General features: G+C 69.2%; 15 protein-coding genes and 1 pseudogene. 10 read left to right on the top strand and 6 right to left on the bottom strand.

All coding sequences use genetic code 11. The features are described 5' to 3' along the window. Positions 1-3: 3 nt before the first annotated feature. Positions 4-5896, bottom strand: a pseudogene (locus AAG689_RS03245) (alpha-2-macroglobulin family protein). 174 nt (positions 5897-6070) lie between these two features. On the opposite strand from AAG689_RS03245, the gene AAG689_RS03240 reads away from it, so the two are divergent. Beyond that, positions 6071-7228 (top strand): OpgC domain-containing protein, encoded by a 1158-nt coding sequence (locus AAG689_RS03240; RefSeq protein ID WP_406624738.1) that lies wholly within the window; start codon positions 6071-6073, stop codon positions 7226-7228. Here AAG689_RS03240 and AAG689_RS03235 read toward each other — a convergent pair. From AAG689_RS03235 to argH, 3 genes are all read right to left on the bottom strand, one after another. Beyond that, a complete protein-coding gene (locus tag AAG689_RS03235; protein WP_406624737.1) occupies positions 7212-7913 on the bottom strand; it encodes an SGNH/GDSL hydrolase family protein in 702 nt (233 codons plus the stop codon). The two genes, AAG689_RS03240 and AAG689_RS03235, sit on opposite strands and share 17 nt — an antisense overlap. A gap of 143 nt (positions 7914-8056) precedes the next feature. Continuing rightward, the gene (locus tag AAG689_RS03230; protein WP_406624736.1) at positions 8057-9025 is read right to left on the bottom strand and encodes a Bug family tripartite tricarboxylate transporter substrate binding protein; all 969 of its coding nucleotides are present in this window, start codon (positions 9023-9025) and stop codon (positions 8057-8059) included. Between the two features lie 120 nt (positions 9026-9145). After that, the gene (gene argH / locus AAG689_RS03225; RefSeq protein ID WP_406624735.1) at positions 9146-10600 is read right to left on the bottom strand and encodes an argininosuccinate lyase; all 1455 of its coding nucleotides are present in this window, start codon (positions 10598-10600) and stop codon (positions 9146-9148) included. A 35-nt stretch (positions 10601-10635) separates the two neighbouring features. Between argH and AAG689_RS03220 the strand changes: the two genes are divergently transcribed. Next, positions 10636-11700: a sensor histidine kinase gene (locus AAG689_RS03220; protein WP_406624734.1), complete on the top strand. Its 1065-nt coding sequence runs from the start codon at positions 10636-10638 to the stop codon at positions 11698-11700. A gap of 1 nt (position 11701) precedes the next feature. Then, positions 11702-12466, top strand: coding sequence for a LytR/AlgR family response regulator transcription factor (locus AAG689_RS03215; protein ID WP_406624733.1), 765 nt, complete (start codon positions 11702-11704; stop codon positions 12464-12466). Between the two features lie 50 nt (positions 12467-12516). Here the strand turns inward: AAG689_RS03215 and AAG689_RS03210 are convergent, their stop codons facing one another. Further along, positions 12517-13506, bottom strand: coding sequence for an AraC family transcriptional regulator (locus AAG689_RS03210; RefSeq protein ID WP_406624732.1), 990 nt, complete (start codon positions 13504-13506; stop codon positions 12517-12519). Between the two features lie 227 nt (positions 13507-13733). Between AAG689_RS03210 and AAG689_RS03205 the strand changes: the two genes are divergently transcribed. Both AAG689_RS03205 and AAG689_RS03200 read left to right on the top strand, forming a co-directional pair. Further along, a complete protein-coding gene (locus AAG689_RS03205) occupies positions 13734-15677 on the top strand; it encodes an IPTL-CTERM sorting domain-containing protein (protein WP_406624731.1) in 1944 nt (647 codons plus the stop codon). Positions 15678-15716: 39 nt separating this feature from the next. After that, the gene (locus tag AAG689_RS03200) at positions 15717-16811 is read left to right on the top strand and encodes an IPTL-CTERM sorting domain-containing protein (protein WP_406624730.1); all 1095 of its coding nucleotides are present in this window, start codon (positions 15717-15719) and stop codon (positions 16809-16811) included. 140 nt (positions 16812-16951) lie between these two features. Here the strand turns inward: AAG689_RS03200 and AAG689_RS03195 are convergent, their stop codons facing one another. Next, positions 16952-17368, bottom strand: a complete 417-nt coding sequence (locus AAG689_RS03195; protein WP_406624729.1) for a helix-turn-helix domain-containing protein — start codon at positions 17366-17368, stop codon at positions 16952-16954. A 345-nt stretch (positions 17369-17713) separates the two neighbouring features. Here AAG689_RS03195 and AAG689_RS03190 point away from each other — a divergent pair, with 345 nt between their 5' ends. The 5 genes from AAG689_RS03190 to AAG689_RS03170 all read left to right on the top strand — a co-directional run bounded on the left by AAG689_RS03190 (position 17714) and on the right by AAG689_RS03170 (position 23715). Then, positions 17714-18532 carry a tripartite tricarboxylate transporter substrate binding protein gene (locus AAG689_RS03190; protein ID WP_406626276.1) on the top strand — a complete coding sequence of 273 codons (819 nt, stop codon included), beginning with the start codon at positions 17714-17716 and terminating at the stop codon, positions 18530-18532. A 3-nt stretch (positions 18533-18535) separates the two neighbouring features. Next, entirely contained in the window at positions 18536-19429 is an 894-nt protein-coding gene (locus tag AAG689_RS03185; RefSeq protein ID WP_406624728.1) for an MBL fold metallo-hydrolase, read from the top strand. Between the two features lie 80 nt (positions 19430-19509). Continuing rightward, a complete protein-coding gene (locus AAG689_RS03180) occupies positions 19510-21099 on the top strand; it encodes a GMC family oxidoreductase (protein ID WP_406624727.1) in 1590 nt (529 codons plus the stop codon). 25 nt (positions 21100-21124) lie between these two features. Continuing rightward, positions 21125-22582, top strand: a complete 1458-nt coding sequence (locus tag AAG689_RS03175) for an aldehyde dehydrogenase family protein (RefSeq protein WP_406624726.1) — start codon at positions 21125-21127, stop codon at positions 22580-22582. Between the two features lie 167 nt (positions 22583-22749). After that, positions 22750-23715 carry a Bug family tripartite tricarboxylate transporter substrate binding protein gene (locus tag AAG689_RS03170; RefSeq protein WP_406624725.1) on the top strand — a complete coding sequence of 322 codons (966 nt, stop codon included), beginning with the start codon at positions 22750-22752 and terminating at the stop codon, positions 23713-23715. Position 23716: the final 1 nt, after the last annotated feature.

Genomic DNA, 23716 nt, shown 5'->3' with positions numbered 1-23716 from the left:
CCTTCAGGGCTGCACCACCTTCACCCGCGCGTTGGGCGCCTCGCCGAACATCTCGGGCGCGTAGAGCGCCTCCACGCGGCTGGGCGGAAGCTGGAACTCGCCCGCGTTGTTCAGGCGCACGGTGTATTCCATCTTCACCGTGCCCTTGGGCAGGTACTCGTAGTAGCTGCGGAAGGCCTCGAAGGCGCGCTCCTCGAACGCGGGCCAGCCGTAGCCGGAGCGCTTCTCGCCCTGCGTGGCGATCTCGGAATCGCGCCCCAGGCCGCTGCCGAGGATGGTGGCGCCCGCCGGCACGGGGTCGGTGACCGCCACCCAGGTCATGTCGGCCGTGCCGGTCACCTCCAGCGCCACACGCAGCACGTCGCCGCGCGTGTACTGGCCGGCGGGCAGGCTCTTGTCGGCCTGCTCCACGGGCGTGACGGTGCGGCGGATCGTGTATCCGGCGCTGAACGGCTCCTTGAGCGCGATGGCCGCGACCGACTGCAGCGTGAGCCAGGGCTTTCCCGTGCCCTGGTGCGTGACGGCCAGGCGGTCGTTCCCGTTCCAGGGCAGGAACATGCCGTTGTTGCGGTAGTTGCCTGGGGCGGCGGGTGCACCGAACCACGTGGTCTGGTGCGCGGCGCCGCTGGCGTCGCTCGCCTTGATGCGCTCGACCTTGGCCCAATCCACGCTCGCCGCATTGGCGCCTATGGCCGCCCGGGTGGTGCCCGAGACGGGCGTGGCCTCGAACTTCGCGCTGAATTTCTCCAGCGCCAGGCCGCCCCACAGGTTGGCCGTGGTGGTGTACCACGCGCCGCCCTGCTGGCGCAGGATGAAGCCGTTGGCCAGGCGCCCCATGTCGTCCTTCCACGCCGGGTCGTCCATCACCGCAAGCATCAGGCGCGCGGTGTTCACGTCGCCGTTCTGCATGAGCCACCACCAGTAGTCGTCCTGCTCGGTGCTGAAGATCAGCTTGGTGCCTTGGTACGACAGGCGGGCTTTCAGCACGTTCATGGCTTCGGCCAGGCGCTGGTCGCGCTGGGGCACGCCATCGACACGCTTGAGGATGTTCACCCAGTCGATCACCGTGTGCGTGGGCCACTGGTTGGGCGCGATGGTGATGCTGCCCAGCATGCGCGCCTGGGCCTTGCCGTAGCGCGAGAGCGCCTCGATGGCGGCGAGCTTGCGCATGTCCAGGTCTTTGCGCGGGCTCCAGAAGTCGCGCTGGATGCGGCCTTCGACGAAGGCGATCAGGCCGCGCTCCATGGGCTCGCGCGCTTCGGCGGGCAACGCGAATTCGGCATGCAAGGATGACGCCTCGTGCGAGGCGGCGAGCAGGTAGGCGGTGAGCGTGTCGCTGCCCCGGCGGGCAGCGCCGTCATGCGGCGGGAAGTAGCTGGCGAGGCCGTCGCCATCCAGATACGTGGGCAGTTGCGCCACCACGGTCTGCCAGAGCTTGCCGTCGCGCAGGCCCACGGCCTTGCTGGTCTTTTGCTCCAGGCAGATGAAGGGGTAGTTGGCCCACCAGTCGCGCACGCCGGGCAGGCCTTCGGCCAGCCTGGGCTGCAGCGACATCTTCAGGCCGCCCCGGCCGGGGATCGCGTCCTTGGGCGGTGCCACGTCGAGGTTGTAGGTGCCATCCACCTGCACCAGCGTCGCTTGCTGCACCGTGAGCGGCACGGCGGGGATCAGGCGCTGGCTGGCCTTGAGCGCGTCCTTCGCGCCGCCCAGCGTGTCGCGTGCCTCGATCTCCCACATCAGCGCCTGCGCGCGCGTGGTGCCGAGCTGCGCGGGCGCGGTGACATTCCAGGCCACCTCGCGCGCCTCGCCGGGCGGGATGTCCACGGTCTGCTTGTCGAGCTGGAGCAGCGTGGCGCGCGGCGCGACTTCCACCTTCATGGCCTTCTGCGTGGTATTGCGCAGCGTGAGCTGGGCGCGGAACTGGTCGTCCTCGCGCACCAGCGGCGGAAGGCCGCTGATGATCTGCAGGTCCTGCGTGGCGCGGATGCTCGTGGCGCCGGTGCCGAACAGGCCCGTACCCGCATCGGCCACAGCGACGATCCTGAACGTGGTGAGCGCGTCATTGAGCGGCACCGTCACCTTCGCCTGCCCTTGCGCGTCGAGCTGGATCGCGGGCTGCCACAGCAGCAGCGTGTCGAGCAGCTCGCGCGTCTGCGCGCGGCCCCCGCCGCCGCCCGCGGGCACGGCCTTCTTGCCGTAGTGGCGGCGGCCGATGATCTCCATCTGCGCAGTGGAGGTGGAGACGCCCCAGGAGCGGCGCTGCAGCATGGCTTCGAGCAGGTTCCAGCTCTGGTTGGGCATCAGCTCCAGCAGCGCCTGGTCGACGGCTGCCAGCGCCACCTCGGCCCCGGCGGCGGGCTTGCCGTTCGGCAGCGTGGCCGAGATCGTGACCTGCGCCTTGCCGCGCACTGGGTAGCTTTCCCTGTCGGCCGCGACCTTCACGGCGATCTGGTGCGCCGCGTGGCCCACGCGCAGCTCGGCCAGGCCCAGGCGGTAGGCGGGCTTGGACAGGTCCACCATCGCCGTGGGCGCGACGTATTCGCGGCCCTCGTACCAGAAGGCGCTCCACCACTCGCGCGGCGCCTTGAAGCCCCAGGTGAAGAAGCTGTACCACGGCACCTCGCGCAAGCGCCCGCGCAAGGCGAGCACGCTCACGTAGACGTTGGGGCTCCAGCCTTCCTCGATCTTGAGCTGCACCGTAGGGTCCTGCCCATTGAGCTTCACCACGCGCGTCTCGATCACGCCCTCGCGCTCCACGCTGACCAGCGCGGTGGCGTAGCGGAACGGCATGCGCACCTGCAGGCGCGCGGTCTCGCCGGGCTGGTAGCTCTTCTTCTCGGGCAGCACGTCGATGCGGTCGTGGTCCTCGCCGCCGAACCAGAGTTCGCCCTGGCGCGTGACCCAGACGGAGGACGCGGCCTGCGCCTCGTTGCCGTCCTTGTCGCGCGCGGTCACGACCAGTTCCACTTCGCCGGGCTCGTCGAGCTTGGCATCGCACAGTAGCAGGCCGCGGCTGTCGCTCTTGCCGGTACAGACGGTGCCCAAATCCTTGGTATCGGTCTTGTTGTCGTAGCTGTAGAAGCCCCCCACCATGCGCTTGCGGCTGGTGGTGGTGATGCGCGCGATGGCCTGCACCGCCAGCGGGACGCCCTCCTGCGCCTTGCCGTCCAGCCCCAGTGCCAGCGCCTGGAAGCGCACGCGGCTCGACGCCGAGGCCCAGCCCTCGGTCTTCACACCCGCGACCACGGCCGCGGGCCAGAGCGTGTGCGTGCTGCGCAGGGTCTGCACCTCGCCGTTGGGGTCGGCGTAGGTGGCTTCGAGCACCAGGTCCTGCGCCTGGCGCGCGGCGGGCACGTTGTCGATGGCGATGCGGCCCGTGCCATTCTTGTCGAGCGTGAGCGGCAGCTTGTCGGCGATCACGCGCGTATCGCGGCTGGCAGCGGGCTCCTCGTCGTCGCTGGAATCACCGGATTGGCCCTTCCTGCGCGGCGGCTGGAAGCTGAAGGCGTCGAAGTCGCCGAACTGCAGGGACTTGCCGCGCACCATGGCCGACACGCGCACGGGCAGCCCGGCCGCGCCGCCGCCCGCCACGTAGCCGACCTGCACGTCGGTGGGCACGGAGCGCGCGCGCACCAGGGGCTTTTCTCGGCCGGCGCCACGCGGCCTTCGAACACCGGCAGGCGGAATTCCTCCACGCGGAAACTGCCGGACTCGAAGGACCGGCCCTCGCCCACGCCGCGCAGCTCCACCTGGTACAGGCCCAGCTTGGCCGCCGGCGGCACGGCGAATTCGCTGGTCGCGGACAGGCCGCCCGTGCCCGTCTTGCGCCACGCGAGCGGCTGCATGAACTGCTGGCCGCTGCCCACGTGGGTGATGACGAGCTGCTCCGGACGCGCTTCGGGCAGCGCGAAACCGCGGCTGTTCTGGGCGCGCAGCAGGTGCTTCATCGACACGGTCTCGCCCGCGCGCAGCAGCGTGCGGTCGAAGACGGTGTGGGCCACCTCGTCGGGGCGCGGCTCGCTGCTGGTGGGCACGTTGAAGCGCCAGGGCTCGATGCCGCGCTGCCAGTCGCTCCAGGTGAAGGCCATGTCGTCTTGCGCACGTGCGCTGACGAAGTAGGCATTGCGCCACTCGCCTTCGCCGTGGCACTGGGGCGGCTCGGGCGACAGACCTTGCAGCGCGGCCACGCCATCGGCGTTGGTGGTGGCCGTGGCCAGCTCGCGCCCGTCGCAGGCGGACACGCGCACCTTCGCGCCGGCCACGGGCTGGCCCTTGTCCAGCGTAGTCACCCAGGCCACGGCGTTCTCGCGGCCCAGCTTGAAGTGCACGCCCAGGTTGGTCACCAGCGCCGTGGTGCGCACGTACATGGTGCGCGACGCGCCGTGGCGCTCGTCGAGCAGCGACTGGCCGAGCAGCGGCGAAGCGATCTCCACCACGTGGAAGCCCGCGGGCAGCGGAATGCCCACGACCTCGAAGGGGCGCGGATCGCCACTGGCGGGCTTGGGGATGTCCAGCGTCTTCACGCCTTGTGCGCCCGCGAGCAGCGAGAGCATGCGCGTCTGCACGTGGTTTTTGTCGCCCTCTTCCAGCACCTTGGGCAGCGGGCCGCTCACGTCCCGGCCGGCCTGCTTGCGCGAGACGGCATAGGCGTCGTAGCGCTCCACCTTGCGCATCCAGGCGATGATGTCCTTGTCGCTCTCGGGCTGGAGGGTGCTGACCTTGCCCGCGCCGGGCTGCAGGCCCTGCACGGCGAGCTGCGCCTCCACGTTGCGCAGCGTGACGGGCAGCAGCGCCGGGCCATCGGGTCCCTCGGCATAGCGCTCCACCACGCCGAAGGGCGACGCGGCGAACTTGGCCAGCGGCGGCATGCCCCCGTGGCCACCTGGAGCGGGAAGCTCTGCGCGTTGACCAGCGGGCGGCCCGACGCGTCCTTGAACCCCGCGGGCAGCTCCAGCGTGAACTGCGTCTGCGCGGCCAGCGGCGCGGGGAAGGTGATGCCGGTGACGACGGAGTCGCCCTCGGCGCCGTCCTCGACCGTGGGCGCGAACGTCTGCCCGCCGCCCTTGAGGCGGATGCCCTGCGCGAGCTTGACGGGCACCGGCGCGTTGAACGACAGGCGCATGGGCCGGATCGGCAGGCAGGCGGCCTGGGCGTTCTCGCGCTCGCAGCCGAAGTCGGCGCTGAAGGGCTGGCGCACCGTGAAGTCGAAGCGCTTTTCCACGCTGTTGGCCACGCCGCTCTCGGTGGCCACGCCCTTGCCGAACACGAGCTGCATCTTGCTGCCCGCCGTGAGCCGGCGCGTGCAAGCCAGCGTGGCATAGCGCAGCGGCGCAGCGGCAGCGGCCTTGTCCAGGTGCAGCGACTGCAGCAGCTCGGCGCGCTGCGCGCCTTCGATGAGGCGCACGGGAATGCGCTCGCCCACGCCGTCGGCCGCGCACCACACGTGCTCGCGCACGCTGGCGGTGGTGGCCGCGCCGTTCAGTTGCAGGACGAAGAACTGCTCCTCGTCGATGGCCTGCCAGGTGCCCGGGCGGATGTTCTGCACGAACGGCCCGCCGGTATTGAATTGATAGCTGCTCGCGCTTGACAGCTGGGCGCCGGAGGCCGATTTGAACCCTGATCGGGCGCTGACCGTGCAGCGCACGCCCGGGGGCAGGTCCTGCGCGAAGTCGTAGACCCACTCGCGCTCGCTGGTCCAGCGGCCGGCGCCCTTGGCGGCATCGGCGTCGCTGCAGGCCACGGCGAAGGGCGCGGGCGCCTTGGGGTCGCCGAACTGCACGGCGGCGGCGTCGAACTTGGCCGCCACCTGGCGCACGCGCGCCACTTCGCCCTGGGGCGACAGGCTGGTCACGGTGAGGGCCTGGGCCGCTCCGGCGGCGGCCAGGGCCAGGGACATGAGCGTTGCGTAGAGATAGGTTTTTTTCGCCATGTGCTTCAGGAAAGTTGCTGCGCAGCGCGCAAGCCGCAAGCGTAGCCCATCCCACCGCGCAGGCAACCGGCCGGATCGCCTACACGCCGCCCGGCGGGGGCCGCCCACAATGCGGTACACGCCCCTCCACGCCCTCCTTCCATGCCCGCGCCCTCCTCCACCCGCCGCTGGGAAATCGATGCCGTCCGCGGCCTCATGCTGGTGCTGATGACTCTCACGCACCTGCCCACGCGGCTGACCATGCCGCTGGGGCAGCCGTTCGGCTACGTCTCGGCGGCGGAAGGCTTCGTGCTGCTGTCGGCCTGCATGGCGGGGCTGGTGTACGGGCGCCAGGCCCTGCGCAAGGGCGTGCCGGCCATGCGCCGCGCCTTCTGGCGGCGCGCGGTCACGATCTATGCGTGCCAATCGGCGCTGCTGCTGTTCCTGTTCACGGTGATCGCCTTCATCGGCCTCAAGGTGGACCAGCCCGCCGTGACGATGCTGATGAGTTTTTACCTCGACAAGCCGCTGGAGGCGCTGGTCGGCGGCCTGCTGCTGGTGTACGAGCCGCCGCTGCTCGACATCCTGCCGCTCTACATCCTGTTCATGCTGGCCAGTCCCTGGCTGATGACCTTCGCGCTGCGCCACGGCTGGGCGCCGGTGATGGCCGCGAGCATCCTGCTGTGGCTGCTGGCGCAGTTCGGCCTGTCCGAGTGGCTCTACGGCCATTTCATCGACGCGATCCCGCTGTCGGTGCCGTTCAGCGAGACGGGCGCATTCAACATGTGGGCCTGGCAGTTCCTCTGGATCATGGGCCTGTGGATGGGCACCAGCCGCAACGACCCGCAGGCCCCGCCCTTCGCGTTCCCGCGCTGGTCTCTATGGGCAGCGGGCGCCGTGGCGCTGGTGTGCCTGGTGTGGCGGCAAGCGGTCGGGCAGGTGCCGTTCCCGCAGGGCAGCGGGCTCAATCCGCTGTTCGACAAATGGCTGCTGGCGCCGCTGCGGCTGATCGACCTGTTCGCGCTGACCGTCCTGGCGATCCGCTTCGGCCCGGCGCTGCTGGTGCGGCTGCCGCGCCTGCACTGGCTGGAGACGCTGGGCTCGGCTTCGCTCGCGGTGTTCTGCGCCCACCTGGTGGTGGTGCTGCTGGCGCTGGGCCTGCTGGGGGCCGACTACGAGCGGCCCTGGCCGCAGGACCTGGCGCTGCTGGCCGCGTGCTTCGGCACGCTTTACGCCGTGGCGCGGATCACGCTGTGGCTGGACCGGCCGGACGACGATCCCTCGCCGCCCGCGGCGCGCGGACTCAGCGCCCCGCGCTGAGGTGCACCGGCGGCACGTCCTGCGCCACGTAGGCGCCGATGACCGAGCGCCACAGGTCGTAGCCCGCGTCGTTCATGTGCAGCCGGTCGGGTCCGAACAACTCGGCACGCGGAGCGCCGTCGGCGGCCAGCATGGGGGTGAAGATGTCGATGTAGTCGCTGCGCGGCAGCGTGCGCACGTAGCCGGCCAGCAGGGCGTTGGCCTCGCGCATGCGCGGCAGCAGCGCCGCGCGCAGCGGGCTGGGCTTGATGGAGATGTAGCTGATGCGCGTGTCCGGCAGTGCCGTGCGCACCGCCTCTGCGAAGGCGCGGAAGCTCTCCAGCACCTGCTGCGGCGTGCGGCCTTCGGCCAGGTCATTGTCGCCCGCGTAGACCATCACGTGGCGCGGGCGGTACTGCACCACCAGACTCTTCACGAAATAGTGGCAGTCGTCCATGGTGGAGCCGCCGAAGCCCCGGTTGATGACCACCGGCAGCTCGCGGAAGTCCTCGCGCAGGTCCGACCACAGGCGGATGGTGGAACTGCCGACGAACAGCACGCCGCCCGGCTGCGGGGGCTGTGCCTGGTCGGCCGCGGCGAACGACTCCATGCTCGACTGCCAGCGCGCGTAGGGCGCGGGCAGCGCCTGTTCCTGCACCGTGGCGGCGTGGCCGGCCAGGGCCAGCGCCGCAAGCGCCAGGCCCATGGCGGCGCGGGCGCGTAACAGGGAAGCGGACCGGTGAAGGAGCATGGCGGTTCCAAGGGGGTGCAGCGGCGTGGGATGGATTGTGGATCCAGACATTCCCCGGAGAAACCCCTTTTTACAAATTCGCCGCGCGCCATGGCGCGCTACTGGGGCCGGAAGCCGCTGTCCCGGATGATCCTGGCCCACACGGCCGTGTAGGCATGCTCGCGCGCGGCCAGCTGCGCGGGTGTCATCGCGCCCACGGTGAGGCCCATCGCGGTGAGGTGCGCGCGCACGTCGTCCTGCGCCACGGCCCGGGCGAGCGCGTCGGAAAAGCGCTGCAGGAAGGCGGCCGGCGTGCCGGCGGGGGCGTAGAAGCCGTAGTACGGCGTGTCCTCGAAGCCGGGCAGGCCCAGCTCGGCGAAGGTGGGCACGTCCGGCAGCGCGGCCTGGCGCCTGGCGCCCAGCACGGCCACCGCGCGCAGCTTGCCCGCGCGGTGGTTCTCGATGAAGTCCTGCACCGAGCCCACGCCGGCCGGGATCTGGTTGCCCAGCATGTCGGACATCAGCGGCGCGGCACCCTTGTAGGGCACGGCCACCAAGTCCAGCCCGTAGCGCTGGCCCAGCAGCCGCACCAGGAATTCGGGCGTGGACGCCGGCGCGGGGATGCCCACGGCGCTCTTGCCACCCTTTTCGCGCCGAACCCAGTCCACGTAGCCGGTGAAACCCTGCGCCGGCGTGCCGGCGGAGAGCGCCAGCGCGTTGACGAAGGTGGCGAAGCCGCCCGCCGCCACGAAGTCGCGCGCCGGATCGAAGCCGGGGTGCTTCACCACCTGCGGCAGGATGGAGATGGTGTGGTCGTGCGTGAGGAAGACGGTACTGCCGTCGGCCGGCGCGCTTTTCAGCACCTGCGCCGCGATCTGCCCGCCCGCGCCGGGGCGGTTGTCCACCACCACGGGCACGCCCAGCAGGTCCTTGAGCCGCTCGGCCAGCAGGCGGGCGATGGCGTCGGTGCCGCCGCCGGGCGGAAAGCCCACCAGCACGCGCAGCGGCTTGGGCGCATCGGCCCAGGCAGGTGCGAGGACGCTGGCGGCAAGGGCGCCGGCAAGCAGGCGGCGGCGGGTCTGGGGCATGGCGGTTTCCAGCGAGAGACTATGAATTCAGGAGCTGCTTGCGCTCTCTACAAGCCAGTTTCAGGTAAAAAACTACCTGAATCCCTTAATTGGCAAGCGTGACCAGCTCCTCTTTTTGCATCAGGCCAGCCGCGCGCGGTGCCGTGCGATCTGCGTGCGCACCTGCGCGGGAGCCGTGCCGCCCAGCGTGTTGCGGGCATTCAGCGAGCCCTGCAGGCTCAGGGCATCGAACACGTCCTTCTCGATGGCGGGGTGGAAGCCCTGCAGCACGGCCAGCGGCAGCTCCGACAGGTCCACGTTGTGCGACGTGGCGGCCTTCACCGCGTGGGCCACGGTTTCGTGCGCATCGCGGAACGGCAGGCCCTTCTTGACCAGATAGTCGGCCAGGTCGGTCGCCGTGGCGTAGCCCTTTTGCGCGGCGGCGCGCATGGCCTCCGCATTCACGGTGATGCCGCCCTCCTTCACGCCCGCCGCGTTGGCCTGGCCGCCGATCATCTCGGCGAAGATGCGCAGCGTGTCCTTGAGCGTGTCCACGGTGTCGAACAGCGGCTCCTTGTCCTCCTGGTTGTCCTTGTTGTAGGCCAGGGGCTGCCCTTTCATCAGCGTGATGAGGCCCATCAGATGGCCCACCACGCGGCCGGTCTTGCCGCGCGCCAGCTCGGGCACGTCGGGGTTCTTCTTCTGCGGCATGATCGACGAGCCGGTGGTGAAGCGGTCGGCGATGCGGATGAAGCCGAAGTTCTGGCTCATCCAGATGATGAGTTCCTCGCTCAGGCGGCTCACGTGCACCATGCACAGGCTGGCGGCCGCCGTGAACTCGATGGCGAAGTCGCGGTCGCTCACGCCGTCCAGGCTGTTCTGGCACACGCCGTCCATGCCCAGCGTACGGGCCACGCGCTCGCGGTCCAGCGGGTAGGTGGTGCCGGCCAGCGCGGCGCTGCCCAGGGGCAGCACGTTCACGCGCTTGCGTGCATCCCGCATGCGCTCCTGGTCGCGTGCGAACATCTCCACGTAGGCCAGCAGGTGGTGGGCGAAGCTCACGGGCTGCGCCACCTGCAGGTGGGTGAAGCCAGGCAGGATCACCTCCACGTTCTTCTCGGCCACCTCGACCAGCGCCAGCTGCAGCTCGGACAGCAGGCCGTCGATCAGGTCGATTTCGCCGCGCAGCCACAGGCGCACGTCGGTGGCCACCTGGTCGTTGCGGCTGCGGCCGGTGTGCAGGCGCTTGCCGGCGTCGCCCACCAGCTGCGTCAGGCGCGCCTCGATGTTCAGGTGCACGTCCTCCAGGTCGAGCTTCCAGTCGAACTCGCCGCGCTCGATCTCCTGCGTGATCTGCGCCATGCCGCGCTGGATGTCCGCCAGGTCCTGCGCGCCGATGATGGCCTGCGCGGCCAGCATCTCGGCGTGGGCCAGGCTGCCCGCGATGTCAGCCTGCCACAGGCGCTTGTCGAAGAACACGCTCGACGTGTAGCGCTTGACCAGATCGCTCATGGGCTCGGAAAACAGGGCCGACCAGGCCTGCGCCTTGGTGGCGAGCTGGTCCTGGGAAGGCTGCGAGGGTGAAGAAGAGGACATGAGGGCAATAATTCGGAGGTTACGCGGATGCCGCGATGCAAGAAACGCAAATTTTATCGACCCGCCCCCTGCTGCCTTCCGATGCCCCGGCACCGGCCGCGCGCGCACTGGTATTCGACGCCTGCCACGTGGGCGTGGTGCTGCGCGCGGTGCTGTTCGTGGAAGGCGTGCTGGCCGTCGGCGCGCTGTTCGGCGCGGCCACGGCCGGCGAATGGCTGGCGCGCGTGTCTTTGCTCACCGGCGGCGCCCTGCCCGCCACGCTGGCCTGGCTGGTCACCGCCTGCAGCCTGAAACGCCTGCTGCAGCGCCTGCGCGAGCCGATGCAGTACGCGGCGGGCGTGCTGCTCGGCACGCTGGCGGGCCTGTACGCCTGCGGCATGCTGGCCCTGGCCGGCGCGGCGGGCGAGCAGCCGCCGTGGCTGGCCAGCGCCGCCACCGGCGCGCTGCTCTCGGCCCTGCTGGTGGCCGCGCTGGTGCTGCGCGCGCGCGGGCGCACCCCGGCCGCCACCACGGCGCGCCTGGCCGAACTGCAGGCGCGCATCCGCCCGCACTTCCTGTTCAACACGCTCAACAGCGCCATCGCCCTTGTGCGCGAGGAGCCCGCCAAGGCCGAGGCGCTGCTGGAAGACCTGAGCGACCTGTTCCGCCATGCCCTGGTGGAACAGGGCGAATGGACCACGCTGCACGAGGAGATCGCCCTGGCGCGCCGCTACCTGGACATCGAGCAGGTGCGCTTCGGCGAGCGCATGCGCGTGCAATGGGTGCTGGACCCGCGCGCGGGCGGCGCGCGCCTGCCGCCGCTGCTGCTGCAGCCGCTGGTGGAAAACGCCGTCAAGCACGGCGTGGAGCCCAGCGCGCACGGCGTGGCCAAGCTGCGCATCGCCACCGAACTGCAGGCCGGCCGCGTGGCGCTGACCATCACCAACACCGTGCCCGCGCCCCAGCCGCACGACGCGCCGCCGGGTGCGCCGCGCGGCCACGGCATCGCCCAGGCCAATGTGCGCGATCGCCTGCGCCTGCTGCACGACGTGGACTGCGACTTCCAGGCCGGCCCGCACAAGGGCCTCTACCAGGTCCGCATCTCCCTGCCCCCGAGCTGACATGCACATCCTGATCGTGGACGACGAACCCCTGGCCCGCAGCCGCCTGCGCACGCTGCTGGCCGACTGCGCGCAATGCGGCGGCGAGCACCACAGCGTCTGCGAGGCCGCACACGCCGCCGACGCCCTGGCCCAGCTGCACGCCCCCGGCGGCCGCGCCGTGGACGTGGTGCTGCTCGACATCCACATGCCCGGCCAGGACGGCCTGGCGCTGGCGCACCACCTGCAGCAGCTGCCGCAGCCGCCCGCCATCGTCTTCGTCACCGCGCACGCGGACCATGCCCTGACCGCCTTCGAGCTCGATGCGGTGGACTACCTCACCAAGCCCGTGCGCCTGCAACGCCTGCAGCAGGCCCTGGCCAAGGCGCGCCGCACGGGCGGCCCGGCCGACGCACCACCGCGCCCCGCCTCCGCGCCGCCGCCCGACGGCGAGGCGCTGGTCATCCAGACCCAGGGCCGCACCGAGCGCGTGCCCCTGGCCGACGTGCTGTACCTGCGCGCCGAGCAGAAATACCTCACGGTGCGCACCGCCCTGCGCAGCTACGTCATCGACGGCGCACTGACCGAGCTGGAAGCGCGCCACGCCGCGCATTTCCTGCGCGTGCACCGCAACACCCTGGTCTCTCGCCGCGCCATGCGCGCGCTGGAGCGGCATGTGGACCCCGACGAGGGCGAAGGCTGGGCGGTGCGCCTGCATGGGCTGGCCGAGCTGCTGCCCGTGTCGCGCCGGCAGGTGGCGGCAGTGCGGGAAGAGCTGGCGCGCTGATTTCGCTACCAATCCAATAGCTGTCAGCGCTTGCTGCATAAGCGCTGCGGTCAGTTTTTACCCAAATCCCACCGCACCTGCCCCGGCGTCATGCCGTAGTGCTGCCGGAACGCCCGGCTGAGCGCCGAGGCTTCGGAAAACCCGCAGGCGTGCGCGATGTCCGAGATACTGCGCTGCGCGTTGCGCGGCTCCTGCAGCATGGCGCGGGCGGCCTGCAGGCGGGCCGTGCGCAGCAAGTCCTGAAAGCTCGTGCCCTCGCCCGCCAGCAGGCGCTGCAGATGGCGTGCCGAGATGCCCTGGCGCTGCGCCAGCCAGTCCAGGCTGAGGCGGCCGCTGCCCAGATGGGCAGCGATGTCGGCCCGCACGGCGGCCAGGCGCACGGCGGCCAGGCGGTGCTGCTCGGCCCAGGCGGCGAAGTCCGGCGACTGGCCCACGGCCACCGCCAGCATGTCCTGCAACTGGCGCCCGGCCAGTTGCTGGCTGGCCGCGCCGTGCAGCGGGTCGGATTCGAGGAGCCTGCCGAAGCGCACCAGCAGTTGCAGCATCGGCGTGCCCTGACGCAGCACCAGCATGGGGCTGCTGCCCAGGCGCGGCAGCATGCGGGCCATGTCGCGGTGCGGCACGCGCAGCATCCATGCGGCCCCGGCCTGCTGCACGATCTGCATGGGCCGCGCCTGTGACAGCAGCGCCGCTTCGCCGGGCCGCACGCGCAGCGCTTCGCGCCCCGGCTGCTCGATAAGCATCTCCGCCGCAGGCGCAACCAGCATCAGGTCGTCCTGCCCGTCCTTGCACAAGGCCGCCGTGCGCGTGCTGCGCACGCCGCTGGCCCGCGCGCTGCCCCAGCCCGCGCCCGGCACGGTGCGCAGCGTGGCCTGGTAGTGCAAGGGCCGGTCGGCATGCAGCGGCGCGATGTCCACCCGCATCACGCCGGACAGGTAGTCGCGCATGGCCTGCAAACCACGGTCGCCCGGCAGGCCGTCCAGGCGTAGCGCCGCCGTGGGGGCCGGGGTCATGTCGGATGCTGCGGGCGGTGTGTCCATGCGCTCTGCTGCCTTCAATAAATGGCGAAGTGTTGCAGATTCCACGCCATGTCGCGTGGGGTCAATGGCGCGTCGCGCCGTGTCAAGACAGCGGGGAGGGCTTTCCGAAGAATCGCCGCCATGACCACAGCCGACCAGCGCAAGCGCAGCCTGTGAACTACCAAAACGATAGCTTCCAGCGCTTTCCCAGCAAGCGCTGGAGGCCAAGAACACTTCAAACCACAGCCATGCTCCGCGCCCTGCTTTGCACCGCCCTGACTGCCTCTACTGCGCACGCGGCCACCTTCATCGTCACCAGCAATGGCGACGCGCCGCTGGGTGGCGCCACGCACTGCGACCCCGGCAGCACCACCTGCACGCTGCGCGCCGCCATCGAGCGGGCCAATGCCAACATCGACGCGGACACCATCGCCTTCGACTTCGGCGGCGTGCCCACCACCATTGCCGTCGGGGAGCCGCTGCCCGCCATCACGCGGCCGGTGACCATCGACGGCTACACCAACGGCGGCACGCCCAACACCTCGGCCACGGGCACCAACGCCGTCATCACCGTGCGCATCGACGGCGCGAACGTCGCCACACCCAACGCGAGCGGACTGCGCTTCCTGCCGGGCGCGGCCGATTCGGTGCTGCGCGGCGTGGCGGTCACGCGGTTCAACTACACGGGCGTGCTGGTCAGCGCCAACAACATCACCAACGGCCTGAACGGCGTGCGCATCCACGGCAACTTTATCGGCACCGACGGCAGCGGCGCGGGGGACGATGCCACGGGCCTGCTGGCGAACGAGCGGGGCGTCGCGGTCTTCAACAAGGCCCTGCTCACCCGCATCGGCAGCGACGATGCCGATGCGCTGGCCAACCGCAACCTCATCGTCGCCAGCCCCGGCGGCATCGGCGTCGCCAACTACACGGGCAACAGCCAGGTGCGCAACAACCTGATCGGCACCGACCGCAGCGGCAACAGCCCGCGCGCCACGGGCACTGGCGTTGCCATAGGCGGCGACAGCAACACGGTGCAGGGCAACGTGATCGGCGCGGCGCAGCATGGCATCGACATCAGCAACGAAAGCGACGGGAACCGGCTGCAAGGCAACCGCATCGGCGTAGGCGCGGACGGCAGCAGCCCCATTGCGGGCAGCGGGCACGGCGTCTTCATCCGCAACGCGGGCAACATCAACCAGTCCTTCCCCCGCTACACCGCCGTGGGCGGCACGGGCGCGGGCGAGGGCAACACCATCGCCCACTGGGGCGGCAACGGCATCCGGTTGGAGCGCGACAACATCTACGTGGCCTACCCGCAGGGACACAACTGGCAGGGCAACCGCATCCACGGCAACGGTGCTTTAGGCATCGAAATCCTCGACACGGCCTTCAATCAGGGCGCCGACCCCGCCCAGCCCCAGCCCGTGTGGGCGCAGCGCCCGCCGCTGATCGGCGGCGCCACCGGCACCCTGGCAGACACGCAGGTGCTCTACACGCTGCTGAACGCCGACCCCAGCGCCGACTACCGACTGGAGGTGTTCGCCAACACCGCCTGCGACCCCACGGGCTACGGCGAGGGCCAGGCGTGGCTGGGCGCGACCCAGGTGCAGACCTTCCCCAGCGGCGCGGTGGCGGGCGCGCTGGCCCTGCCCGCCATGCCGCCCGGCCACACGCACGTGACGATGACGGCCACACGCATCGGCAACAACGGCTACCGCGCCAGCTCGGAGTTCTCGCGATGCGTGGCGGTGCAGGGCAACCTGCCCGCCAGCAGCCCGCCCACCGTCGGCCCCGGCAGCGCCGCCGTGCAGGTCCACCAGCCCTTGAGCCACGGCCTGGCGCAGTACGTGATCGCCACCGATGGCGACCCCATCCTGTCCTACACGCTCATGGGCGCGCTGCCGCCGGGCGTGGGCTTCAACACCGCCACCGGCCTGCTGTCGGGCACGCCCACTGCGGCGGGCGAATACGCCTTCACCTTGCAAGCCACGGACAAGGACGGCACGGCCAGCGCGCCCTTCACCCTGAGCGTGACGGCGGGACCGCCGCCGGTGGACCCCGGAATGCCCCCCGCCAATCCAGACGGTGGCGGGCAGATTGCCGCCGTGCCCACGCTGGAAGGCGGCGGGCTGGCGCTGCTGTCCCTGCTGCTGGCGGGCCTGGGTGCCGCGCGGCGGCGCGGGCGCTGATTTCTATTCCCCTCTGACTCTCTCCGAGGACGACTTGCGATGCACCTGACTTTTCCACCCCTTCGCCGCACGGCGATCTGCGCTGCGGCGCTCGCCCTGGCCGCGCTGCACGGCCAGGCCCAGGCGGCGCTGTGCACCTGGACGGGCACGGGCGGCACCAGCGCCATGTCCAACACGGCCAACTGGGACTGCGGGGGCGGCCCCACGACGGGAGACTCACTGGTCTTTCCGGCCAGCGCCCCCAGCAAGAGCGTGAATGCCGATCTGTTCGAGGCCTTTGTGGACGCGACCTTCGCGGCGGGTTATGACCTGAGCGGCACGCTGTGGGTGCACAACCTGACGGACATTACCGCGCCTTTCTCGGCCAGCGGTGCCGTCATCAGCGGCGAGGGCACTGGCTCGGTCACCATCCACGGCAGCGGCCTGGCGGAAATCGGCAGCCTCGACAGCATCGAGGCACCCGGCAACATCCAGGTGACAGGCGACGCCCATGCCCGCATCAATGCAACGGTCGTCGTGGGCGAAGGCCCCATCACCGTAGGCGCGGGCAGCCGCCTGTCAGCGGGCCAGGCCGTGAAAGCCAGCACCCTGACCGTCGCCGCAGGCGGCACGCTGGCCGTGTCCGAGCCGCCCACCGGCGCCGTGGCGGGCAGCACCGTGGGCAGCCTGACGGTGACGACGGGCGCGGCCACCCTGGCGGCAGGTTCCACGCTGGAATACCTTGCGTCCACCACCTACGACTCCGGCCACCTGGTGGCGCAAAACGGTCTGGCGCTGAACGGCGCCACGCTGCGCATCGTGGTGGAAGACCCTGCCAACCCCGACGCCATCGGCTTCATGCGCACGCTGGCGGCCTACACCGATTTCGCCCTGCTCTCGGGCCGCTTCGCGGGCCTGCCCGCCACCGGCTCGCTGATCGAGGCCAGCAACGCGCCGGGGGTGTGGTACAGCATTTCCTACGGCGTCGGCAGCAACCCGTTCATGCAGATCACGCGCGTGGCCGCACCGGCGATGCCGCCGCCGGGCCCGGGCGGCCCGGCGTCCATTCCCGTGCTGGGCCCAGCGGGGCTGGTGGGACTGTCGGCGCTGCTGGCGGGAGCCGGCGCGCGGCTGCGCCGACGGCGCGGGCGCTGACCCACGTTCTCATTGCAAGCAATCTCCTCTTGTGCCCGGCCTTCGTGCCGGGCTTTTTTTCTGCTCTGCGCAGGCAGGTGCGGGACGTCGCTGGATTTGATGGAAATGGCCTCTATCGCTTGCCATTCAAGCGCTGGCAGCTATGGTTTGGGATGCACCCAACGCACCTGCCCCGACGTCATGCCGTAGTGCTGGCGGAATGCGCGGCTGAGTGCCGATGCCTCCGGGAACCCGCATGCGTGCGCGATGGCCGGGATGGCCTTGCCCGCGTTGCGCGGCTCTTGCAGCATGGCACGGGATGCCCGCAGGCGGGTGTGCCGCAGCGCTTCCTGGTAGCTGGCGCCCTCGGCAGCCAGCATGTCCTGCAGTTGGCGGGAGGCCGGTTGCTGGCTGGCGGCGCCGCACAGGGGTTCTGGCTCCAGCAGGCGGCCATAGCGCGGCCTCACGCGCGCAACGTCGGCGTGCGGCACGCGCAGCGCCCAGGTAGCGCCCGGCACGGTGGGCAGGCGGGACTGGCAGTGCAGCGGCTCCCAGGAATACAGCGGGCTGAAGTCCACCCGAATATCATCCAAAAATCCTATGTTTTTGTATAAAAAAATATTGATTGTTTGAATGATTTTGCAGACTTAATCTCCGCCCCGAGTGAAATCGCTGTTCACCTCAGGCCCCAGCAGCGGCTCAGCAGCGACCGCCTACACCACAAACGGAGACATGTTCATGCACCACCGCACCGAACCGAAACAAGGTTCCTATTCACGCCGCCGCCTGCTCGGATTGCTCTGCGCAATCCCCGCAGCAGCACATGTGCCCGCGGCCCTCGCGAAAGCCACCTGGACGCCTGACAGGCCCGTGAAGCTCATCATTCCTTATGCGCCGGGCGGGGGGCGGATGTCGCGGGACGCATCGTCGCGCAGGCCCTGCAGACGGTTTCCACCCAGCCCTGGGTGGTCGAGAACCGCCCGGGAGCGGCGGGCAACATCACCGCCGACGTCATCTTCGCCTCCAAGCCCGACGGCTTGACCTACCAGATCACCAATCTCGACACCAGCGTTCTCAACACGTACCTGTATCCCAGCCGCAAGCAGAAGATCGAGGCCGCGATTCCCGTGGCTTCCATCGCCCGCATCGGCACGGTGCTGATGGTCCGGCCCGGGCTGCAGGTGCGCGACCTGGCCCAGCTGGCGGCCGTTGCCAAGACCCGCAGCCTCACCTATTCCTCGTGGGGCGTGGGCTGCAGCGCCCATCTGGGGGCCCTGCTGCTGGAGCAGGAGATGAAGATGCCCGCCATGGTGCATGTGCCCTATCCAGGAGGCGGGCACGCCATGCAGGCGCTGCTGAAAGGCGAGGTGGACCTGTTCCTGGCGCCCATGCCGCTGGCCATGGCGCACCGCTCGGGCAACGTCGGCGCGGTGGGCTACGCGGCGGCGCAGCGCAGCGAGCTGTGGAGCGACCTGCCCACGCTCAAGGAGCAAGGCGGCCCTTCCGTCGATCTGGGCAATTGGTTCGCCGTGTCGGCCCCGCCGCAGACTCCGCCGGCCACCATCGAAGCCGTGAGCGGTTTCATCAAGGCGGCCCTGTCCGATGCCAAGGTGCTGGACTCGCTGAAGGCGCAATCCATGGTGCCGTTCCAGGCCGACAGCGCGCAGCTGGCCCGTTTCATTGCCGATGAGAAGAAACGCTGGGGCCAGGTCATCGCCGGCGCGAAACTCAATCTGGAGTAGTGCATGCAGCCCATCGACATAGGCAAGGCCCGCATCGAGAAGGTCGTCGAGATCGCCAGCATGGATCTGGCGGCCGACTGGCTCCTGCCCAACATCCAATCCACGGACATCGACGCCGAGATCGACTGGATGGACCCCTGCTGTATCGACAAGGTCAGCCGCAAGCTCAAGCTGAGCTTCCATTCCTTCGTCATCCGCACGCCCACCCGCAACATCCTGGTGGACACCTGCAACGGCAACCACAAGGAGCGTCCCTCGATGCCCGAGTGGCACCGGTTGAACACGAACTACCTGGAAAACCTTGCGCGCCTGGGCCTGCGCCCCGAGGACATCGACCTGGTCCTGTGCACGCATCTGCATGCAGACCATGTCGGATGGAATACCCGGCTCGACAATGGCCGGTGGGTGCCGACGTTCCCCCGCGCGCGCTATCTGATGGGCCGGCAGGAGTTCGAGCACTACCACCGCCTGCATGGCGAGAATCCAGCGGCGCCCATCAACCGCGGCTCCTTTGCCGACAGCGTGCTGCCGGTGGTCGAAGCGGGCCGCGCCGTGTTCGTCGATGCCGGGGACCAGGTGGCAACGGAGCTGGGAACGGACGTGCGCCTGGAAAGCGCGCCCGGCCACACGCCCGGCAACCTGCTCGTGCATGTCTGCCACGGCCACGAGCACGCGATCATGTCGGGGGATGTGATCCACCACCCCATCCAGTGCGCGCGCCCCCATCTCTCGAATGCGGCTGACTTCAACGGCGCAGCGGCGCTGCAGACGCGCCTGAACCTGCTCGAGAGTTGCGCCGACAACTCGAAGATCCTGCTGACGGGCCATTTCGCGGGCCCCACGGCGGGCCATGTCGTCTCGCACGGTTCGGCATTCAGGTTCCGGTTCCGCACTTGAGCGCCCCGCCCGACCGGGCCGAAGTTGGCACGACAGAAGAAACACGCCGCCACGGCGCTGGAGAAACAATGCACGAGTACGTGGACTACATCATCGTCGGCTCGGGGCCGGCGGGGTCCGTCATCGCCAAAAGGCTGAGCGAGCGAAGCCATCACAGCATTTGCGTCATCGAGGCGGGTTGCGAGGACAAGGATTTCTTCATTCGCGTCCCGGTCGGCTTCGTCAAGACCCTGTACGGCGGAAAAATCACCTGGAACTACCAGACCGAGCCGGCTGCCGCGACGAACAACCGGAGAATTGCCATGCCGCAAGGGCGGGTGGTGGGCGGCTCCAGCTCGGTCAACGGCCTCGTGTATTCGCGCGGGCAGCCCGAGGACTTCGACGACTGGGAAAGAATGGGCAACGCCGGCTGGGGCTATGCCGATGTGCTGCCCTACTTCAAGCGGTCGGAACGCCGGCTGGGGCCTTGCGATCCAGCGTTCCGCGGCACGGACGGGGAATTGCCCATCACGAATCCCGACTGGACTTCGCCGCTATGCGATGCCTTCATCAAGGGGTGCGAGGAATTCGGCATTCCCTACAACCCCGACTACAACGGCAAGGACCAACTGGGCGCGGGTTATTTCCAGCGCTACATCCACAGGAACCGGCGCGTCAATTGCTCCGACGCCTTCCTGCGGCCCGCGATGCAGACAGGGCGGGTACGGCTCAAGACCGAGTCCGTGGTGTCGGAAGTCCTGTTCGAGGGCAAGCGCGCCATCGGGGTGAGGTACATCAGGCACGGCGTGACCCATATGCTCTACGCCAACAAGGAGGTGATCCTCAGTGCGGGTGCTCTTCATTCGCCCAAGATCCTGGAGCTCTCCGGCCTGGGAGACTCCGAACTGCTGAGGGGCCACGGCATCGCCGTCAAGCAGCACCTGCCCGGCGTGGGCGCGAATTTCCGCGACCACTACACGGTGCGCAGCATCGCGCGGGCGCAGAACGCCACGACGCTCAACGAGCTGTCCCGAGGGTGGCGCCTGGGCAGGGAGGTGCTCAGGTGGTTCGCGGGCCGGCCCAGCATTCTGGCGTTGAGCCCTTCGCTCGTGCATGTCTTCTGGCGAACCCGGTTCAGCCCTGTGCGCGGCGACATCCAGATCCTGTTCACGCCGGCCAGCTACAAGGAAGGCAGCAACTACGTGCTCGACGACATGCCGGGCATGAGCACGGGCGCCCGGCAGCAGCGGCCCGAGAGCAGCGGCCATGTGCATATCCAGTCGAAGGACCCGCTGCAGGCGCCGCTGCTCCAGCCGAATTTTCTCAGCCATGAGCTGGACCAGCGCACGCTGGTCGAAGCGCTGAAGCTCGCGCGGCAGTTGATGGGCTCTTCGGCGATGGCGCCTTATCTGGCGAAAGAGCTGCAGCCGGGCAAGGACATCGACACCGACGACGAATGGCTGGACTACGCCAGGCAGAAGGGCACCACCGGCTACCACATGGTGGGCACCTGCAAGATGGGTCCGCCCGAAGACCGCATGGCCGTGGTCGACCCGTCGCTGCGGGTCTACGGATGTGAAAACCTGCGCATCGCGGATGCCTCCGTCATGCCCCAGGTTCCGTCCGCCAACACGCTGGCCGCCAGCCTGATGGTCGGCGAGAAGGCCGCCGACCTGATTTTGGCGAAGTAAGGCATCCATGACTGGAGATAACGCAATGACAGCATCCATCCCCCAAGTTTTCGAATCCGTTTCGACGCTGAGCCTGATCGCGGGCCAGCGCGTGAGCAGCGGCACCCGCTTTGCCGTGCGCAACCGCTATTCCGGCGAGGCGATAGCCCACGTGGACCAGACCTCCCGCGAACATATCCAGGAGGCCGTGGCCGTGGCGCGCCGCCATTTGAAGCAGGTGCCGGACGGCTACAAGCGCTCGCGCATCCTGCGCAAGGCGGCGGACATCATCCAGGCGCGCAAGCAGCAGTTCGTGGACATCATGATGCTGGAGGCGGGATTCACCGCGGTGGAGTCGTCCGGCGAGATCGACCGCGGCCTGGATACGCTGGAAATCTCGGCCGAGGAGGCCAAGCGCATCTGCGGCGAGATGATCCCCATGGACGGCAACCCCGGCCAGAAGGACCGCATTGCCTTCACGCTGCGCACGCCGGTGGGCGTCGTGTGCGCCATCACGCCCTTCAATGCGCCGTTCAACGCGCTACTGCACAAGATCGCGCCCGCCATTGCCGCGGGCAACGCCGTCATCCTGAAGCCCTCGGGGTACACGCCATTGACCGCGAGCCTGATCTGCGACGTGTTGCTGGAGGCCGGCTGGCCCGGCGAGCTTCTCTCCCTGGTCCATGGAGAAGGCGCGGAAGCGGGGGAATGGCTGCTGGACGAGCAAGGCATCGACTTCTACACCTTCACCGGCAGCACGCGGGTCGGCCGCATCATCCAGCAGAAGGCCGGCCGCCGGCGCACGCAGCTCGAACTGGGCAGCATCGCCTGCACGGTGATCTGTGCGGATGCCGATCTCGACATGGCCTTGCCGCGCATCCTGCGCGCCACGTTCCGCAAGGCGGGCCAGGTGTGCACGTCGATCCAGCGCCTGTATGTGGCGCAATCCCGGGCCGAGGAAGTCGCGGCCAGGCTGGAACAGGCCACGCGCGCGCTCAAGAGCGGCGACCCGCGGCTGGCCGACACCGATGTGGGGCCGATGATTGCCGAGAAGGAGGCGAGGCGCGCCGAGGCCTGGGTTCAGGAAGCAATTTCCCTGGGCGCACGGCTGGTCGCGGGCGGCAGGCGCGACAAGTCCGTGCTGGAGCCGACGATCCTGTCCGATGTGCGGCCGGGCATGAAGGTGGTGGACCAGGAAATCTTCGCGCCCGTCGTGACCCTGATGCCGTTCCAGACGGTTGCCGAGGCCATCGAGAGCATCAACGCTACGCCCTATGGCTTGGCCACGGGCGTGTTCACCAATGACGTGAACACCGCCTTCTACATGGCGCGCAACCTGCGCGTCGGCGGCCTGCATGTGAACGAAACCTCCAGCTCGCGCAACGACGGCATGCCTTATGGCGGCGTCAAGGACAGCGGCTATGGCTTCGAAGGGCCGAAATACGCGATCCGCGACATGACCGACGAGAAGGTCGTGAGTTTCTCGCTGAGCGACCCCGCCTGAGATTGACCGGCGTTCCACCACGGACGCCGCCGAATTCCACCAGCGTACATGCGCCCTTCGAGAGCGCAATGGCCTGGGCTTGCCGTTCGAAAAACGAGTTCGACCGTTGTTTGATTGATTGGAGACACACCATGCATGCGAAGAAGACTTCCCGCACCTCGAAAACCATGCGCCTCGTGCTCGGCCCTTTGGGCCTGGCGTTAAGCCTGGGCGCGCAGGCCGGCGCCTATCCCGAGCGGCCCATCAGCCTGATCGTGCCGTATACCGCAGGGGGAGCGACGGACGTTCTGGCAAGAACGCTGGCCAAAGGGCTGGCCCAGGAACTGAAGCAGTCCGTGGTCGTGGAGAACGTTCCCGGCGCCGGAGGGTCGATAGGCCAGGCGCGCGTGGCCAGGGCCGCGGCCGACGGCTACACCATCCTGCTGGGCAACGTCGGGACACTGGCCGCGAATGCCTCCGTCTACAAAAACCTGCCCTACGACGTTCTCAAGGACTTCACCCCGATCGCCTCGGTGGCCGATGCGCCGCAGGTGCTCTCCGTGCGCGCCGATTTCCCGGCATCGAACCTGGATGAATTCGCCGCCTATGCCAAGACCCATGGCGCGAAAATGAACTTCGGCGATGCTGGCGTCGGCTCGGGCGCTTTCCTGGGAGGGATGCTGCTCAACGCGGGCCTGGGCATCAACATCACGCCCGTGCACTATCGCGGCGCGGCGCAGGCGACGTCCGATGTCATGGCCGGGCAGATCGACTACACGGTGGAGAGCAGCAGCACCGCCGTCAGTTCGATCGCATCGGGCAAGATCAAGGGGCTGGTGGTGCTGAGCCCGCAGCGCGTGAGCGTCCTGCCGGATGTCCCCTCGGCCAGCGAGACATCCTACAAGCATCTGAACTACACCATCTGGAACATGGTGCTGGTCAAGAAAGGCGTTTCCCCGGCGATGGCCGACACGCTCAACGCAGCCATCAACAAGACACTGGCCCAGCCGGACCTGCTGGAGCGGTACAAGCAAATGGGCCTCGCGGTTCCCAGCGCCGCGCAGCGCAGCACGCCAGGGGCGGAAAAGCTGCTGGCCGAGGAGGTGGCGCGCTGGCAGAAGCTCTTGAGCGAAGCGGGCGTGAAGCCGGAATAGC

This window comes from Acidovorax sp. SDU_ACID1 (genome assembly GCF_045291395.1).
Taxonomy (GTDB): Bacteria; Pseudomonadota; Gammaproteobacteria; order Burkholderiales; family Burkholderiaceae_C; genus MR-S7.
The sequence above is the reverse complement of the archived record's forward strand: the minus strand, read 5'-3'. Positions and strand labels throughout refer to the sequence as shown.

Bases quoted from the DNA above. Each gene is read 5' to 3' on its own strand.
- AAG689_RS03240 (WP_406624738.1), top strand. From the start codon at position 6,071: ATGCCCGCGCCCTCCTCCACCCGCCGCTGGGAAATCGATGCCGTCCGC.
- AAG689_RS03235 (WP_406624737.1), bottom strand. From the start codon at position 7,913: ATGGGCCTGGCGCTTGCGGCGCTGGCCCTGGCCGGCCACGCCGCCACG.
- AAG689_RS03230 (WP_406624736.1), bottom strand. From the start codon at position 9,025: ATGCCCCAGACCCGCCGCCGCCTGCTTGCCGGCGCCCTTGCCGCCAGC.
- argH (WP_406624735.1), bottom strand. From the start codon at position 10,600: ATGTCCTCTTCTTCACCCTCGCAGCCTTCCCAGGACCAGCTCGCCACC.
- AAG689_RS03220 (WP_406624734.1), top strand. From the start codon at position 10,636: ATGCAAGAAACGCAAATTTTATCGACCCGCCCCCTGCTGCCTTCCGAT.
- AAG689_RS03215 (WP_406624733.1), top strand. From the start codon at position 11,702: ATGCACATCCTGATCGTGGACGACGAACCCCTGGCCCGCAGCCGCCTG.
- AAG689_RS03210 (WP_406624732.1), bottom strand. From the start codon at position 13,506: ATGGACACACCGCCCGCAGCATCCGACATGACCCCGGCCCCCACGGCG.
- AAG689_RS03205 (WP_406624731.1), top strand. From the start codon at position 13,734: ATGCTCCGCGCCCTGCTTTGCACCGCCCTGACTGCCTCTACTGCGCAC.
- AAG689_RS03200 (WP_406624730.1), top strand. From the start codon at position 15,717: ATGCACCTGACTTTTCCACCCCTTCGCCGCACGGCGATCTGCGCTGCG.
- AAG689_RS03185 (WP_406624728.1), top strand. From the start codon at position 18,536: ATGCAGCCCATCGACATAGGCAAGGCCCGCATCGAGAAGGTCGTCGAG.
- AAG689_RS03175 (WP_406624726.1), top strand. From the start codon at position 21,125: ATGACAGCATCCATCCCCCAAGTTTTCGAATCCGTTTCGACGCTGAGC.
- AAG689_RS03170 (WP_406624725.1), top strand. From the start codon at position 22,750: ATGCGCCTCGTGCTCGGCCCTTTGGGCCTGGCGTTAAGCCTGGGCGCG.